The 16,635-nt window shown below is 48.7% G+C and carries 14 protein-coding genes and 6 tRNA genes; 18 read left to right on the forward strand and 2 right to left on the reverse strand.

What is annotated here, in order from left to right; translation table 11 throughout:
- Positions 1-10: 10 nt before the first annotated feature.
- The 9 genes from SP90_RS05610 (at position 11) to SP90_RS05650 (ending at position 5,236) form a co-directional block, all read left to right on the forward strand.
- A complete protein-coding gene (locus SP90_RS05610) occupies positions 11-1,339 on the forward strand; it encodes an HlyD family type I secretion periplasmic adaptor subunit (RefSeq protein WP_066853460.1) in 1,329 nt (442 codons plus the stop codon).
- Positions 1,340-2,206: a transglutaminase-like cysteine peptidase gene (locus SP90_RS05615; protein WP_231895534.1), complete on the forward strand. Its 867-nt coding sequence runs from the start codon at positions 1,340-1,342 to the stop codon at positions 2,204-2,206. It abuts the gene before it with no gap.
- Positions 2,207-2,220: 14 nt separating this feature from the next.
- On the forward strand, positions 2,221-4,284 hold the full coding sequence (locus SP90_RS05620) for an HD-GYP domain-containing protein (protein WP_066853537.1): 2,064 nt from the start codon (positions 2,221-2,223) through the stop codon (positions 4,282-4,284).
- Positions 4,285-4,430: 146 nt separating this feature from the next.
- A tRNA-Phe gene (locus tag SP90_RS05625) sits at positions 4,431-4,506 on the forward strand.
- A gap of 70 nt (positions 4,507-4,576) precedes the next feature.
- Positions 4,577-4,652: transfer RNA gene (locus tag SP90_RS05630), tRNA-Phe, on the forward strand.
- Positions 4,653-4,722: 70 nt separating this feature from the next.
- Positions 4,723-4,798, forward strand: a tRNA-Phe gene (locus SP90_RS05635).
- Between the two features lie 70 nt (positions 4,799-4,868).
- Positions 4,869-4,944: transfer RNA gene (locus SP90_RS05640), tRNA-Phe, on the forward strand.
- 70 nt (positions 4,945-5,014) lie between these two features.
- Positions 5,015-5,090 (forward strand) — tRNA-Phe (locus SP90_RS05645).
- A gap of 70 nt (positions 5,091-5,160) precedes the next feature.
- Positions 5,161-5,236: transfer RNA gene (locus SP90_RS05650), tRNA-Phe, on the forward strand.
- Positions 5,237-5,308: 72 nt separating this feature from the next.
- Here the strand turns inward: SP90_RS05650 and SP90_RS05655 are convergent.
- On the reverse strand, positions 5,309-6,709 hold the full coding sequence (locus tag SP90_RS05655) for a class II fumarate hydratase (protein ID WP_066853462.1): 1,401 nt from the start codon (positions 6,707-6,709) through the stop codon (positions 5,309-5,311).
- Between the two features lie 74 nt (positions 6,710-6,783).
- Positions 6,784-7,128: a winged helix-turn-helix transcriptional regulator gene (locus tag SP90_RS05660; protein ID WP_066853464.1), complete on the reverse strand. Its 345-nt coding sequence runs from the start codon at positions 7,126-7,128 to the stop codon at positions 6,784-6,786.
- Between the two features lie 144 nt (positions 7,129-7,272).
- Here SP90_RS05660 and SP90_RS05665 point away from each other — a divergent pair, with 144 nt between their 5' ends.
- The 9 genes from SP90_RS05665 (at position 7,273) to SP90_RS05710 (ending at position 16,358) form a co-directional block, all read left to right on the forward strand.
- Complete coding sequence (locus tag SP90_RS05665; RefSeq protein WP_066853466.1) at positions 7,273-7,776, forward strand: lactoylglutathione lyase family protein; 504 nt, start codon at positions 7,273-7,275, stop codon at positions 7,774-7,776.
- A 71-nt stretch (positions 7,777-7,847) separates the two neighbouring features.
- Complete coding sequence (locus SP90_RS05670) at positions 7,848-8,357, forward strand: nitroreductase family protein (RefSeq protein WP_066853468.1); 510 nt, start codon at positions 7,848-7,850, stop codon at positions 8,355-8,357.
- A gap of 638 nt (positions 8,358-8,995) precedes the next feature.
- Positions 8,996-9,796: a 2-amino-3,7-dideoxy-D-threo-hept-6-ulosonate synthase gene (locus SP90_RS05680; RefSeq protein WP_066853472.1), complete on the forward strand. Its 801-nt coding sequence runs from the start codon at positions 8,996-8,998 to the stop codon at positions 9,794-9,796.
- Positions 9,797-9,820: 24 nt separating this feature from the next.
- Complete coding sequence (locus SP90_RS05685) at positions 9,821-10,792, forward strand: 3-dehydroquinate synthase II family protein (protein WP_066853474.1); 972 nt, start codon at positions 9,821-9,823, stop codon at positions 10,790-10,792.
- 1 nt (position 10,793) lies between these two features.
- Complete coding sequence (gene pheA, locus SP90_RS05690; RefSeq protein ID WP_066853477.1) at positions 10,794-11,963, forward strand: prephenate dehydratase; 1,170 nt, start codon at positions 10,794-10,796, stop codon at positions 11,961-11,963.
- A 30-nt stretch (positions 11,964-11,993) separates the two neighbouring features.
- Positions 11,994-13,316 (forward strand): 3-phosphoshikimate 1-carboxyvinyltransferase, encoded by a 1,323-nt coding sequence (gene aroA, locus SP90_RS05695; protein ID WP_066853479.1) that lies wholly within the window; start codon positions 11,994-11,996, stop codon positions 13,314-13,316.
- Positions 13,286-14,095: a prephenate dehydrogenase/arogenate dehydrogenase family protein gene (locus tag SP90_RS05700; RefSeq protein WP_231895535.1), complete on the forward strand. Its 810-nt coding sequence runs from the start codon at positions 13,286-13,288 to the stop codon at positions 14,093-14,095. Before aroA ends, SP90_RS05700 begins: the two co-directional genes overlap by 31 nt.
- 104 nt (positions 14,096-14,199) lie before the next feature.
- Complete coding sequence (locus SP90_RS05705) at positions 14,200-15,615, forward strand: anthranilate synthase component I family protein (protein ID WP_066853481.1); 1,416 nt, start codon at positions 14,200-14,202, stop codon at positions 15,613-15,615.
- 149 nt (positions 15,616-15,764) lie between these two features.
- Complete coding sequence (locus SP90_RS05710) at positions 15,765-16,358, forward strand: anthranilate synthase component II (RefSeq protein WP_066853483.1); 594 nt, start codon at positions 15,765-15,767, stop codon at positions 16,356-16,358.
- The last annotated feature ends 277 nt before the right edge of the window (positions 16,359-16,635 follow it).

The following is a 16,635-nucleotide window of genomic DNA, read 5'->3' on the forward strand; positions in this document are numbered from 1 at the left end:
GCCCGTCATCATGAAAAAAACACAATACCGCATTGAAGATATCGAATTCATGAGCGAGGTGGACGCTGCCTTGCGGCATCGGGGACACCCTAAAGCCTACCTGCTTTCTGTCTTTATTTTCTTCGTATTTGCCGCCTTTCTCGTGTGGGCACATTACGCTGTACTGGACGAAGTGACCCGAGGAACCGGCGTTGTCGTTCCTTCACGTAAAATTCAGGAATTACAGAACCTCGAAGGTGGTATCCTAAGCGAACTGCTGGTCACAGAAGGACAAATTGTAGACAAAGGCCAAATTGTCGTCCGTATCGACAATGCACAGGCAGAAAGTATTGTGCGTGATGCCGCCTCAAAATCTCTTGAGCATGAAGTCGCCATTATCCGTCTGCTCGCTGAAACCGAAGGAACACCGCTGGAATTTCCAGAAGAGCTCAAAAAGAAAGCACCGCAGATGGTTGCAGATCAACAGGCGATCTACAATGCCCGAAAAACTCAGTTAAAAAGTGAACTCAGCGTACTTTCTTCGCAGAAGTTTCAGAAAGATCAGGAAATTTCAGAAATGATAAGCAAGCGCAAGCAGCTTATCTCCAGCCACAAGATTGCCAAAGAGCGCAGGGATATTGCCCGCCCGCTCATGGAAAAGAATGTATATCCTAAAATCGACTACCTGCAGCTGGAAGAACACCTTATTCAGTTGCAGGGCGACATTGAAGCACTGTCTCTGGCAATCCCTCGTATTCGTAAGGCTGCTGAAGAAGCCGGAGAACGAACCAAACAGCGCATTGCCGAATTTAAAAATGAAGCGCATCGCGAAATCAACCAGCGCCGTGTTGAGCTGCGCTCCTTGAAAGAAGCAATGGCCGCAGGAAACGACCGCGTTACCAGAACAGACCTGCGCGCACCTGTACGCGGTACTGTAAAACAGATTGCTGCAAACACACTGGGCGGCGTTATCCGACCGGGGGATACCATCCTTGAGATCGTTCCACTTGATGACACATTGCTTATTGAAGCACGTGTACGCCCTGCTGACATTGCATTCCTCCATCCCGGACAAAAAGCCATGGTAAAAGTCACAGCATACGACTTTTCTATTTACGGAGGGCTTGAAGGCTCTGTAGAACAAATTAGTGCGGATACCATTGAGGATAAGCGAGGGGAAAGCTTTTATCTTGTCAAACTGCGCACAAAAACAAATACTATAGTCTATCGGGGAGAAAAGTTGCCTATCATCCCCGGTATGACAACTTCGGTAGATATTCTTACAGGTAAAAAATCTGTTCTCGACTACCTGCTGAAGCCAATTTTAAAAGCAAAACAAAACGCCCTGAGAGAACGGTAATTGCGCCACTGGACACATTCGACAGTATTTCGTGTAACGCTTATCTGCTTTGCCTGCAGTCTTGTTATTGCAGCACAGCCCATACAAGCGTCTTCTGAATATACAAAGAATACATCCAGACCGTCTGTCAGTACAAAAGGGGCTTCTCTTTCCAAAGGAAAGAAAAAATCAGCATTTCGCCTGCTGTTCAAACCGCCCCCGATAAAGAAATCAGCACCAAAGCCACGAAAAAGAGTTGCTGCCAGCAAAGGCCCGCTCAAGGATACAAAAGGGAACATACGCCTGTTCCGAACCATTGAGCTGAAGGGGAAAAACAAAACCCTCGCCCGCTGGAAACGCATTGTAGATAAAATGGCTGTCCACAAGCAGCTGTATCTTTCAAACTCGCTGCCCACGTCTGGCAAGAACCAGCAAAAGCGATGGAAACAATTCAAAAGCACAGTTGTTTCCAAATCACGAATGCAGCAATTACGTAAGGTTAACACCTACTTTAATAACTGGCCGTACCGGCTGGATAAAGAAAACTGGGGGAAGCAAGAGTACTGGGCATCACCGCCCGAATTCGTCAAAAAATCCGGTGACTGTGAAGATTATGCCATCGCCAAATACTATGCGCTGCGCGAGCTCGGGCTGTCTGCAAGCTCTATGCGTATTGTGGCACTTATGGATAATATCCGCCGTCTTGGACACGCCGTACTGGTTGTGTACCTGAATGGCGATGCATGGGTACTGGATAACCAAACAAAACTTGTACTCTCTCATTCTAAGTTCTCACACTATGTTCCTCAGTTCTCTGTAAATGAAACTAATCGCTGGGCGCACATCCCGGTGAAAAAAAATCAACCGGCTTCCAAGCCGAAAAAATGATTCCGGAGCTGAAAATGCCTAAAACAAATGACTATGAGCTTCCCGTTACGCAGGATAAACGCTCACGTCTTAAATGGTTCGGCATCGCTGTGCTTTCCGCTATTGTTGTTATTACTGCGACATTGTCCTTCTTCCATATTCATAACGAAGAAGCTGGGCTTTCTGTACGCCTTCAAAAACAACAAAAACTGCTGGCAACTTCACGTCAGGAGGCCATCAATAACTGGCTGCAAGCCATGGCAGATCAGGGTCAGCGCCTTATTAATGCAGACCTGTTCCGCCTGTTTGCCTCCGAGGTAAACCTTCTGGGGGACAATATCGGCAGCCTGTATGCTGAAGAGGCCACACAACCGGATGACTCTACTCTTGCGCAGCAGCTGCCTATGATGCGCAATCTGCTCGACGAATTTTCCACTTACGCAGGGTTTTCCGGCGGTCGTATTATCAACAGATTCGGGCAAACCTACATTGCGACCAACGCCAATGTGTCTGCCCTCAGCCAGCAGCAGCTCAACTTTGTTAATAAAGTGCTGACAAAGCCGGACGTATACTTTTCACCAGTGCACAACAGCAGTAACGGCCTGACATTTGACATGTTCCTGCCTGTATACCCGCCTGAGTTTGAAGGAGACACAACAAAGCCTGTTTCTGTGCTCATGCTCTCCAAGCTTGTCTCAGGTAAAATTACAGAAATCATCTCCTCATCACCGCTGGCAGAGCAAAATACAACAACACATCTGGTTCAGAAAAAAGGAAATATGCTTCAGGATATCCTTCCGTGGCAGCCTGACGGACTTATTGCTGTAAACTCCTCTTTTGCAACGCTCAGCGCGGACACATTGCCGTTTGCAGTACGCAACAACCTGACGACGTCAGGGCGTGCATACTCTTATGGTATCAAAATTCCTAACATCGACTGGTGGGTTGTTGAAGAGATCAGCTATGATGCCGCCCGTGCGGAACTTACTTCCACCATCAGAACAACGCTTGTTATTGCTGCGCTGACAACAGGTGCGTTCGCTCTTATTCTTGTACTGCTCTGGCGTCTGCTTGTGTCACAGGATACAAAGAAGGTTGCCGATAACTTCCGCAAACTTGCAATGACCATCAAAGAACAAAAAATGTTCCTTGATTCCATCAACGATACGATTCCGGACTATATTGCATTGAAGGACAACGAAGGCACATACCAGTATGTGAACCCCGCGTTTGCCACGGCTGTAGGGCGTACTGTTGAAGAAATGAAAGGGCTGGATGATACAGCAATCTTCGGCTACGCAACAGCAAACCGCCTTGCGTCCTCTGACCAGTTGGTCAATATGTCCGAAGAGCATATCAACACCACGGAAACAATCTTTTTGCAGTCACAGCGATATGTTATGCAGATATCCAAGGCGCCGTTTTTCAATGCAGACGGTGCTGTTTCCGGCATTGTATCAGTATTCAGAGATATTACTGCCGCTGTGGAAGCAGAAGAACAACGAAAAGCAACCGAGCAACAGACGATTGCAGCTTTGGCAAGCACCATTGAACATATTGATCCGTACCTTGGCGGACATACTCGCATGCTTGAGGCACTTTCCATTGAACTGGCGCGCAGCCTCAACATGAACGATGCCGAAGTCGCAACCATTGAAGCCGCAGCCAACCTTTCCCAGATTGGTAAACTGTTCGTTCCAAGAGAAATTCTGCTTAAACCGGATGCGCTGACTACCGATGAAAAACGGGAAATTGAGCAGCATGCACTGCACGCAGAGCGGGTTCTCAGCAATATTGATTTCGGTCTGCCTGTTGTGGAAACTGTTGTTCAAATGACTGAAAAAATGGACGGCTCCGGATACCCGCACCACCTGAAAGGCGATGCCATTATTGCTCCTGCAAAACTGCTCGGCCTGACAAACACATTCTGCGCGCTTATACGCCCGCGTGCATACCGCCCTGCATTGTCCATTGAAAAAACATTTGAAATTTTACGGGATATGGAGAATTTCTATGATCCGGAAATGATCGCAGCACTCGAACGATTGCTGAGTACACGTTTCGGGGAGAAATTTATTGAGGAAGTGAGTGCAGCATAACCAACAGTCACACTGTCAGTTGTAACGGTCTGCACCATATAGAGAACCCGTGCTGTGGGTCTTTTAGAGCTTTTTCTAAAAAAAATGCACTTTTTTAAAAAAAGTGCTTGCCAACGAGCCGGTCTTTCTCTAAACCTTCCACCTGTGCCGCGATAGCTCAGTTGGTAGAGCAGGGGATTGAAAATCCCCGTGTCCGCAGTTCAATTCTGTGTCGCGGCACCATCTTCTTAAGATGGCTGCAATTTTTTACTTGCAACATAAGCCGCCTTCCTGTAGATACTTTTCTCGTCGTGCCGCGATAGCTCAGTTGGTAGAGCAGGGGATTGAAAATCCCCGTGTCCGCAGTTCAATTCTGTGTCGCGGCACCATCTTCTTAAGATGGCTGCAATTTTTTACTTGCAACATAAGCCGCCTTCCTGTAGATACTTTTCTCGTCGTGCCGCGATAGCTCAGTTGGTAGAGCAGGGGATTGAAAATCCCCGTGTCCGCAGTTCAATTCTGTGTCGCGGCACCATCTTCTTAAGATGGCTGCAATTTTTTACTTGCAACATAAGCCGCCTTCCTGTAGATACTTTTCTCGTCGTGCCGCGATAGCTCAGTTGGTAGAGCAGGGGATTGAAAATCCCCGTGTCCGCAGTTCAATTCTGTGTCGCGGCACCATCTTCTTAAGATGGCTGCAATTTTTTACTTGCAACATAAGCCGCCTTCCTGTAGATACTTTTCTCGTCGTGCCGCGATAGCTCAGTTGGTAGAGCAGGGGATTGAAAATCCCCGTGTCCGCAGTTCAATTCTGTGTCGCGGCACCATCTTCTTAAGATGGCTGCAATTTTTTACTTGCAACATAAGCCGCCTTCCTGTAGATACTTTTCTCGTCGTGCCGCGATAGCTCAGTTGGTAGAGCAGGGGATTGAAAATCCCCGTGTCCGCAGTTCAATTCTGTGTCGCGGCACCACTTTAAAAATTATGACCCGCTTTTTGGCGGGTCTTTTTTTTTGCCTAATTTCTGCCGGAAACAAACACCGCCCTACTCTTTATGCGGTTTTGCCATACGCATATAATCCAACGCTTCGTCAAACTCCGCCTCATCCAGCAGCCCTTGTTCAAGCACCACTTCTTTCAAAGACTTGTGTTCTTCAAACGCTATTTTTGCCACCTCTGCAGCTTTGTCGTATCCAATTACCGGCGTTAACGCTGTAACAAGCATCAGTGATGTCGTCAGGTGCCCCTTGATTCTTCTGGCATTCAACGCCAGCCCTTTTACCGCATGTTCAGTAAACATCCGTATGGAATCTGAAAGCAGACGTATTGAAGTCAACAAGTTATAAATCATCAACGGGCGATATACATTCAACTGCATTACCCCCTGTGAACCAGCAACAGCCACAGCGGAATCCAGCCCCATTGTCTGCGCGCATACCATTGCCAACGCTTCACACTGTGTGGGATTAACTTTTCCCGGCATTATGGAAGACCCCGGCTCATTGGCAGGCAAAATATATTCACCAAGTCCGGCACGCGGGCCTGATGACAGCATGGCAATATCATTTGCTATTTTAAAAAGACTGCACGCCAGCGTACGTATTGCACCGGATGCCGCAACAATTTCATCACTGGATGCAAGACCGGCAAACATATTGGCCTTGGGAGCAAACGGAATCCCCAAATACTCCCCGAGATGTCCTATTGCGAGCTCGGCGAACCCTTTAGGCGCATTCAAGCCGGTTCCGACGGCTGTTCCACCCAACGGCAGTGTATGCAGTTGCGGTAATGCCTGTTCCAAACGCTGCACATCCGCCTCAAGCTGTGATACAAAGGCTGAAAACTCCTGCCCCGCTGTCATAGGTACAGCATCCTGCCTGTGCGTTCTGCCAAGCTTGGGAATGTCCGACCATTGTTCAGCCTTTTCTCCCAGAGCATTCATCAGCCCTTCAACTGAAGGAATAAGATAGTACTCAATGGCAATGGCTGCCGCCACGTTCATGGCGCTCGGGAAAACATCATTGGAAGACTGGGAACGGTTTACATGATCATTGGGATGCACAGGGGATTTGCTCCCGAGCGAAGAACCGGCAAGTTCATTGGCTCGATTCGCAATGACTTCGTTCATATTCATATTGGTCTGAGTGCCGCTGCCGGTCTGCCAGACACTCAGCGGAAATTCGGCATCATGTCCGCCGTTAGTTATTTCATCCGCCACTTCAATGATACGTCTGCCAATATCTTCTGAAAGCACACCCAACTCTACATTGGCATGGGCAGCAGCCTTTTTAATATGGGCAAGAGCAACAATGACCTCAAGGGGCATGCGTTCAACACCAATGGCAAAATGCTGCAAGGAACGCTGGGTCTGCGCTCCCCAGTAACAATCTTCCGGCACTTCAACAGTCCCCATTGAATCAGATTCTATCCGCATACCCTGTGTCATGGTTACTCCCTTCTCAAATGGTACATGTCATTCCATGCAGTAAAAGCAGTTCAGTATCCAGCCAGTGAATAACACTATCCTCTCTCACACGAATGTTCACAACCAAGCTCGTCGATTGCCCAGTCGTGCATCATTTTCAAAATCGGAAACGCACTGTGCCCCAACTCTGTCAGCGCATACTCCACACGCGGGGGGACTTCAGGATACACGGTACGAATAAGCAATCCGTCCCGCTCCATTTCCTTTAACTGCTGGGTCAGCATCTTCTGGCTTACGCCCGGAACTATCCGTTCCAGCTCTTTATACCGCTTAGCCCCTTCGTGCAGATGCCACAAAATAAGGCTTTTCCATTTTCCGCTTATAACATCCATGCCCACTTCCACAGGGCATCGATATTCTTTTCCATTCCATCTAATCATACAATACTATTCCTCGAAACTCCGCTGTTCCCAATAAAACTTACCAGAAAGTGTGCAGTGGAGAAAAAAGTGCCTTCTTGTGCGGAAAAAATAACAGGTTATACTTTCAGCGTGAAGCAAAATGACATTGAAAGGAGTTTCCCTATGACATATCCAAGAAATTTTTCGCACATCGGTCTCAGCGTGACTGATCTTGAAAAGGCAGTTGAATTTTATACAAAAGTTATGGGTTGGTACCTTATTATGCCGCCAACCGAAATTACACAGGATGAATCTGCCATCGGCGTTATGTGCACCGACGTGTTCGGTGAGGGCTGGGGCAGTTTTAAAATTGCGCACCTTTCCACCGGTGATAAAATCGGTGTGGAAATTTTTGAATTTCCGCAGGCTGAACGCCGCGAAAATAATTTTGAATACTGGAAAACAGGCATCTTCCATTACTGCGTGCAAGACCCTGATGTGGAAGGACTTGCCGCAAAAATCGTTGAACACGGTGGAAAGCAGCGTATGCCGGTTCGCGAATACTATCCGGGCGAAAAACCGTACCGCATGGTATACTGCGAAGATCCGTTCGGAAATCTGGTTGAAATCTACAGCCACAGCTACGAACTGACTTACTCTGCCGGAGCATATCAGGACAAGTTGTAACAGTTGTCCTTACGCTTCGCCTCAATCAAAAAGATAACTTTCTGGTAAAAAGATAATTTTCAGGAGAAAACATGAACGTACTTGAAGCCATTGCAACCCGTCGCTCTATCCGCAAATTTACTTCAGAAGCTGTCAGCGAAGAAACTATTGAAACGTTGCTGAAAGCTGCCATGGCAGCACCAAGTGCCGGCAACGAACAGCCTTGGCAGTTCATTGTTATCGATGACAAAGCAGTTCTTGAAAAAACTGCAAAACTCAGCCCGTACATCAGCATGGCAGCCAAATCTCCGTTATCCATCATGGTAATGGGTGACCGCGAAGTGGAAAAATATCCGGGCAACTGGATGCTGGATTGCTCCGCTGCTATTCAGAACCTTCTGCTTGCAGCGCACAGTGAAGGACTCGGTGCAGTCTGGTGCGGCCTTTGGCCGGAAGAAGACCGAGTGGCAGCAGCTCGTGAACTGGTGAATGCACCGCAGAACGTTATTCCACTCGCTGTGATTGTACTTGGGCACCCTGATCAGGACTTGAAACCACAAGACAGATTCGACGCATCCCGTGTTCGCAAAAATACATGGTAACCTGAGCACACGTTTTATTCAGTAATCGGCTACTGAATAAACGTTTGAGTAGTAGGCAGGGGAGGCTAACGCAAAACTCCATCCCAAAACTCTCCTGCCTATTACTTAGTCTTTTTTATATCTTTCAAATTCAACAAGTTAATGTGCAACCTTTGTGTATTTTGTGCATTTTTTAAATTTCGTATTGACAGAAATCATATCTCGTCTCTATGCTTCAGCATCGAATTTAACAAACTTGTAAAGGAAATAGAAAACACCATGAACGCAATCTTTGCCAAACCTGCTTCTTTTGAAACCAACTTTTATTTTTGGTTTTTCTTTAGCTATGGCAAAGCCCGTGGCCTGTTTTCTGGTGCCTTACGATAAGTAAACGATTCGACACCAACTAGAAAACATAGAGCCGCGGGCACACAGCCTGCGGCTCTTTTTTTTGCGCAAGCTGTGGCGGACTAACCAGAAACAACGGTACGCAATCCCACAAGAAAATGACAATTTAGCAACTATGCCAAACGCCCAAAGATTGATAAAAGATCGGGCAAGCAAAACAAACCGATATTTTTTGCTGCATATATGCTAACAACAGTGCATTCGAACCTACAGGGTGATTGCTTTACCGAGTACACGCTAAGGAGAATATGATGGAAATTGGCAAGAAGATCCGCATGGAGCGCATCATCAACCGAGTGACCGGACGAACCATTATTGTTCCTATGGACCACGGCGTTTCCGTTGGCCCGATTGATGGACTTGTCGACATGCGTGAAGCTGTCAGCAATGTTGCAGAAGGCGGAGCAGATGCCGTACTTATGCACAAAGGTCTTGTACGCTGCGGTCACCGCGCTGGCGGACGTGACGTTGGACTTGTTGTCCATCTGTCCAGTTCAACCTCCCTTTCCCCTTCACCCAACGCAAAAATTTTAACTGCAAGCGTTGAAGATGCCATCAAGCATGGCGCAGACGGTGTTTCAGTACACGTCAACCTCGGCGATGAAACTGAAAGCCAGATGCTTGCAGACCTTGGGAAAGTTTCCGCAATCGCAAATGAATGGGGCATCCCGCTTCTCGCCATGATGTACGCACGCGGTCAGCACATTCATAATTCTTTCGACGCTGCGAATGTAGCCCATTGTGCCCGTGTTGCGGTAGAATTAGGTGCAGACATCGTAAAAGTGTCCTACCCTGGCGACATTGATTCCTTCTCCCGCGTAGTGGAAGCATGCTGTGTTCCTGTTGTTATCGCAGGCGGCGAAAAAATGAACTCCACCCGCGAATTCATCACCATGGTTCACGATTCTGTACGCGCAGGCGGCGCAGGCCTCTCTGTGGGACGTAACGTCTTCCAGCACAAAAACAGTGCAATGCTCGTTAAAGCGCTTCGTGGCGTAGTGCATGAAGACTGGGACGTTGAACAGGCAATGGAACTTGTTGGAAACGATTAACCCGATTTATATCCGGACTAAAAAATGAAAAAAGTTCTCTTCGCAAGCGTACCGTTCAATAAAGATCACGTCACACTCGCTCTGGAATCAGGCGTTGACGGTATCATCGTACCTGAAAAAAATGTGGATGGAGTAGCCAGCCTGTCCCGCTGCACCGTGCTCGCAGCAGAGTCTATGCCTGTCCTTACGCTTACCGAGAAAAGTGTCGAAGAAGAGGCAGCAGAACGTCTGAAAAAAGGCGAGCAGATCATTATCGGTCACGGATGGGAAATTATCCCGATAGAAAATTTATTAGCGCAGTCAGATAACGTGCTGGTAGAAGCCAACACGACTGAAGAAGCGCACCTTGCATTCGGCATCCTCGAGCGAGGCGTTGACGGCATTGTTGTAACAGCAGACGGAATTACTCAATTGAAACAGATAGTAGCGGAGTGCAAACTCTCCATGGGCACCGTAGATCTTGTTCCGGCAACCGTTACCGAAGTTCGTGCATCCGGTTTGGGTCACCGTGTTTGTGTAGACACACTCTCCGTACTCAAACGCGGTCAGGGAATGCTCGTGGGAAATTCTTCCGCGTTCACCTTTCTTGTCCATGCTGAAACAGAAAGCAACGAGTACGTGGCTGCCCGCCCGTTCCGTATTAATGCTGGTGCTGTCCATGCCTACACACAGCTGCCGCATGATAAAACAACATACCTTGAAGAACTCGCTTCCGGCGACGAAGTACTCATCGTCAACCACGACGGTTCCACCTCCATCGCAGTTATCGGACGCTGCAAAACAGAAGTACGTCCAATGCTGTTGATTAAAGCTGAAGTGAATGGTGTTGAAGGTGCGGTGTTCCTGCAAAACGCAGAAACAATCCGTGTTGTAGACACAAAAGGTACCCCGATCAGTGTTGTTAACTTGAAAAAGGGTGACGAGATTCTCGTCCACACCGATGTTGCAGGCCGTCACTTCGGCATGCGTATCGAAGAAGAGATCAAGGAAGGCTAACATGTCTGAAGAAAAAAAAGCAGACACAGAAAACTGCGTAGATAATCTGCCGCGCCTCAAAGAGGTTCGTAAGGAAATCGATGCAACTGACTTGGAGCTCCTTGAACTGCTTAACCGCCGCGCGTCACTTTCTCTTGAAGTTGGAAAGCTCAAGCGCGGCAAACAGGATGTGGTATTTAAGCCGTTCCGTGAAAAGGAAGTGCTCGATAATCTTCGCTCCAACAATACAGGACCGATTCCTATTGAGCATCTGCGCTTCATCTACCGCGAAATTTTTTCTTCCTCCCGTGCATTGCAGCGCCCCCAGCGCGTTGCGTATCTCGGGCCGGAAGGCACCTTCTCCTACTTTGCAGGAGTTGAATTTCTGGGTCGATCTGTAGACTTCACGCCGCAAAAAGATCTCAACGCGGTGTTCCGCGCTGTAGCCAACAAGGAATGTGAACTGGGTGTAATCCCGCTTGAAAATTCCCTGCACGGCTCGGTCGGACAAAGTCTTGATCTGTTTATGGAGCACAACCTGTATATTGAAGCAGAAGTGTTTTGCCGCATCAGCCACAGCCTGCTGACCCGCGAAAAACTGCTTGCAGATATTCATACTGTATACTCTCACCCGCAGCCTCTTGGACAATGCTCACACTGGCTTCGCGCAACCTTGCCGAATGCCCGCATCATTCCGACAGAAAGCACCGCGGCAGCAGCACGCAGAGTACAGGAAGAAGAAGGTACAGCAGCCATCGGACACGGAAGCCTTGCAGATTTACTCAAGCTGAACATTCTGGCTGAACACATTGAAGACATGCAGGACAACTGGACACGCTTTGTCATTATCGGCTCCAAGCCGAGCGACGGCGAAGGACAGGACAAAACCTCCCTGCTCTTCACAGTACCGGATAAACCTGGTGCCCTCGCAAATGTGCTTAACATCATGGCACGCGAAGGCCTGAACATGAAAAAGCTCGAATCGCGCCCGATGCGCGGTGAAAAATGGCGCTACGTATTCTTTGTTGATATCGAAAGCGACCTTTCCAGCGAAGAATACGAACAGCTGATGAACGAGCTGCATGCAGAATGTCAGTCACTGCGCATCCTCGGCAGCTATCCTGCCGGACAGTATATGGACTTCACCAAAGGCAGCGATATCGCCACAGTTATGGATGAGCAGAACAAATAATATATAGATACAGTTAATCGGAGACACCCAATGATCGCCATCAATGCACCCGCTTCTAAGTCAGTATCCCACCGTATGATCATCGGCGCCGCTATGGCAGCCGGAGACTCTACAGTGAAAGGCGTACTTGAAAGTGAAGATCTTGCCCGCACCATCGGAATTTTTAACGACTGCGGCGCAAAAATCTATCGTAAGGGCGCAGGCGAATATACCGTCTCCGGCTGCTGCGGTACTCCTGCAGGCGGCATGGAAGAACCTGTTTCCTGCGATGTACATGAATCCGGCACAACATGCAGACTCCTGACAGCCGTACTGGCGGCAGGCCTCGGTAAGTTCCGTATCCACGGTGCTCCGCGTATGCATGAAAGACCGATTAAAGAACTGGCAGACGCACTCCAGAGCCTTACCGTAGCTGTAACCTACGAAGGCGAAGACGGTTGCCCACCTGTTGTTCTGGACACTGACGGACTTAAAGGAACCGAAGTAGCCATTTCGCTGGAAGAATCCAGCCAGTACCTTTCCGGTCTGCTGTTGGCGGCACCATCCACCCGCGGATTGACCATTAATCTGGTCGGTAACAAAGCAGTGAGCTGGCCATACGTAGGCCTCACACTGGACGCTATGGAGCAGTTCGGCATCACATTCAGCGTTGAAATGCTGGAAGGTTCCGAATGGGTGGAAAAAGACTGGCGCACATTTGAAACCGCCGTCCCGAATAAAACCCGCTTCATTGTTAAACCGGGTATGTACCGCCACGGTGACTACACAGTAGAAGGCGACTGGTCCAACGCATCATACTTCCTTGCTGCAGGCACTCTCGGCACTGAGCCGATACACATTGCCAACCTTCGTGCAAATTCTTTGCAAGGTGACAAGGCAATGTTCACAATCCTGCAACAAATGGGTGCTACACTGGAAATGGATGCCAACGGCGTAACCGTACATCCATCCAAACTGAAGGGTGTTGATGTGGATATGGGCAACTGCCCTGACCTTGTCCCTACAGTTGCCGCACTTGCCGCATATGCTGAAGGTGAAACCACCATCCGCAACGTTGCGCATCTGCGAATTAAAGAATGTGACCGCCTTGCAGCACCGGCAGCGGAATTACGCAAAGCCGGCGTCAACACGGAAGTTACAGAAGACGGAATTATCATCCGTCCTGACAGAAAAAATATCACAGCACCTGCGGATACTGTGTTCAGCACCTACAACGACCACCGTATGGCAATGAGCCTTTCACTGCTTGAATTTGCCCTCGGTGAAATTGAGCTTGATAATAAAGCATGTGTTGCCAAATCCTTCCCGACATTCTGGGAAGAATGGAAGAAGGTATCACCATGCAGGAGATAGACTTTAGACTCAAGAAAGTTGCCGTTGTCGGTGCTACCGGAAAAATGGGTGCCATGTTCTGCACCCGCTTTGCCAATGCAGGTCTTGAGGTTGCAAAAATAGATCAACCGTTGACAGACGACGTTTTACAGGCAAACATAGCAGAAGCACAAATTGTGCTGGTATGTGTTCCGGCAGCCGTATTTAACGATGTAGTTAAACGCGTAACCGCACACATGAAACCGCCTCAGATTCTGGCGGATATTACTTCAGTAAAGGTTCAACCCATGATGCAGATGCAGAAAGCTTACACAGGTCCCGTAGTAGGGACACATCCACTTTTCGGCCCTGAGCCGAAAGTTGATGACGTACGCGTTGCAATCACCCCTTCCGAAGGGTGTGATGCCGAGTCTGCACGCATGGTTGAAGACCTCTTCACCAGCATCGGCTGTGAACCCTTCTGCTCTTCTGCAGAGGAACACGATAAAGCCGCTGCGCTCATCCAAGGTCTGAACTTTGTTACATCCGTTTCCTACCTTGCCCTTCTGGCAGATAAAGAAAACGTGATACCGTACCTTACTCCGTCTTTTGAACGCCGCCTGAAAGCTGCTGAAAAAATGATCACCAAAGATGCTGAACTCTTTGAAGGCTTGTTCGAAGCCAACCCAAGCTCTCAGGACGCTGTGCGCTCCTATCGTTCTATCCTTAACATTGCTGCTGGTGGCGACATCAACGTTATCGTTGAGCGTGCTCTTTGGTGGTGGCGATTTACGGATTCTACGGGAGAAGTGCATCAATAGACTACTATTGTACCCCTTATACTAAGCTGAGTACTAAGCCGCACTTCTCCAAGAAGTGCGGCTTTTTTTATGACCCCGAACCATTAAACGAGAGATCAAATGCCATGAACATCAAGTTACAACAGACAGGCCAGTGGTTGGCAGCAGACATTCAGACCCCCATAAGCCTCTTTTTAGGACTCGTTGGAACCAGTCAGGGGTTTCTCCTCGAAAGCGCAGAGGTTGACGGAAGACGCGGCAGATACAGCGTTATCGGCTTCAACCTGCTCCTGCGTCTTGGCTGTAAAAACGGTAAGCTCGAAGTAGCTTCCCGTGACAGCAGACTCAACCCGCTTAAAGAATACGAGGGAATGGATTTTATTGAAGGTGCACGAAAGGTAATGGAGGCCATTCACATTGAACCGCAAGGGGATATGAAAGAACTCCCTGCCATTGCCCGCGGTCTCTTCGGCTACTTCGGTTACACCACCATCGGCATGTTCGAAAAGAAATTGGAAGAGGTACTGCCGCCGGAAAACAGCGACGCATGTCTCATGCTTCCCGGCACCATCGTTCTTTTCGACCATCTCTACAACAAACTCTGCATGCTCAACCTTGCTGACAACCTGCCTATCAAAATGGACAGAACAGCTGTTGAACGCAAGCCGGAAGCGCCGACAATCGGGGAAATCACCACAATACCGGATAAGACTTCCTACATCCGCAACGTGCAGAAGGTAAAAGAACAGCTCAGGCAAGGTGAAGCCATTCAGGTAGTGCTCTCTACCCGTTTTCAAGCTTCTTTCGAAGGTGACCCGTTTATTCTCTACCGCAGACTGCGACAGATTAACCCGTCACCATACATGTTTTTCATGCGACTTTCGCACATCACGCTTATCGGCTCCTCACCGGAAACAATGGTGCGCTGTCAGGACAATATTGTAGAAGTCTGCCCTATTGCGGGAACCCGTAAGCGCGGCAAGACAGATACCGAAGACGCCCAGCTTGCTGAGGATCTGCTCGCTGATCCAAAAGAGCGTGCCGAGCATGTCATGCTCGTCGACCTTGGAAGAAACGATGTGGGGCGCCTTGCCAAGGCCGGCACCGTCTCCGTTGATAAATTTATGCAGGTAGAACGCTTCAGCCACGTCATGCACATGACATCATACGTGAAGGCTGAACTTGAAAAAGGATACGACGCACTGGATGTGCTCGGCGCAACCTTCCCCGCAGGAACCGTAAGCGGTGCACCGAAGATCCGTGCAATCGAAATTATTGAAGAAACAGAAGCAATCTCCAGAGGCGCCTACGCAGGAACCATTGGCTGGCTGGGACTGGATAAGGACTCCGTGAACCTTGATACCGGCATCCTTATCAGAACCATGTGGGTCAAAGACAATACTGTCCAATGGCAGTGCGGCGCTGGCATAGTGCATGACTCCGTTCCGGAAAAAGAATGGGAAGAATGCCACAATAAAGCCCGCGTGCTCAAAGTGACCCTGAATTCAACAGGGCAAGCGGACGTATTCTCAGGGCGGTAATTTTTTTGCCTCCGGCGGCTGGGGGAAACCCTTTTGGAAAAGGGTTCTCCCCCAGACCCCCTTCCTAAAACTTTTATTTGCGAGAACGTTTCTTCATCAACAAGGCGGTGAATGCCTCATAGGAAAAACGGGCTGGCAATGGAGATCATATGTTTCTTCTTATCGATAACTACGATTCCTTTACCTTTAATCTGGTGCAGGCATTTCAAAAGACCGGACGTTATCCGCATGTTGTCCGTAACGACAATCCGGAACTGCTGGAGCTTGCACAAAGCGGAACACTGGAAATGGTGTGCATTTCTCCGGGACCGGGCAAGCCTGAAAATGCAGGATTGTGTTTAGAGTTTCTCAACCTGCTCCCTAAAGAAGTTCCTGTGCTGGGAGTCTGCTTAGGGCATCAGGTTCTCGCCCATTTTGCCGGTGCCACCGTAGATATTGCTCCACGTATCATGCACGGCAAACACTCAGACATCGTTCATAACGGCAAAGGACTTTTTGAGGGACTCAAATCCCCTATGCAAGTGGCACGCTACCACTCGCTTATTATCACACACAGTGATGACACAGTACTTGTTCCAACGTCCTCCACACAGACACCGAACGGAGAAGAGGAGATTATGAGCATTGCATATGCCGACCGCCCTTGGGTTGGTGTCCAGTTTCATCCCGAATCAATTTTGACACCACAGGGTGAGGCCATGCTGAAAAACTTTCCGGACAAAGTGACAGCAGGCAGCTCATAACTTCTTTACCTAAAAGGCCTGTAGCGCAGTTGCTGAGGGGTTCTTCCAACACAAGAATCCCTCCCAACAGAAAAACATAACTCACAAAAACACAGGGCACTCAAGTCAGTATTAGTAAGCCGCAGGGTTCATAACGAACGGGCTTACCTCGCCTAATAAAAGTTTTTGGAGATTTTTAAGAACCTTTTTCTCAAAAAAGGTTCTTAAAGCCCCGCTGGCAAGCGCCGCCGGAGGCTAACAAACAGACTCAGGCCAACGGAGAGACAACACCATGACA

Source organism: Halodesulfovibrio spirochaetisodalis, assembly GCF_001672295.1.
In the GTDB taxonomy this organism is placed as follows: Bacteria; Desulfobacterota; Desulfovibrionia; order Desulfovibrionales; family Desulfovibrionaceae; genus Halodesulfovibrio; species Halodesulfovibrio spirochaetisodalis.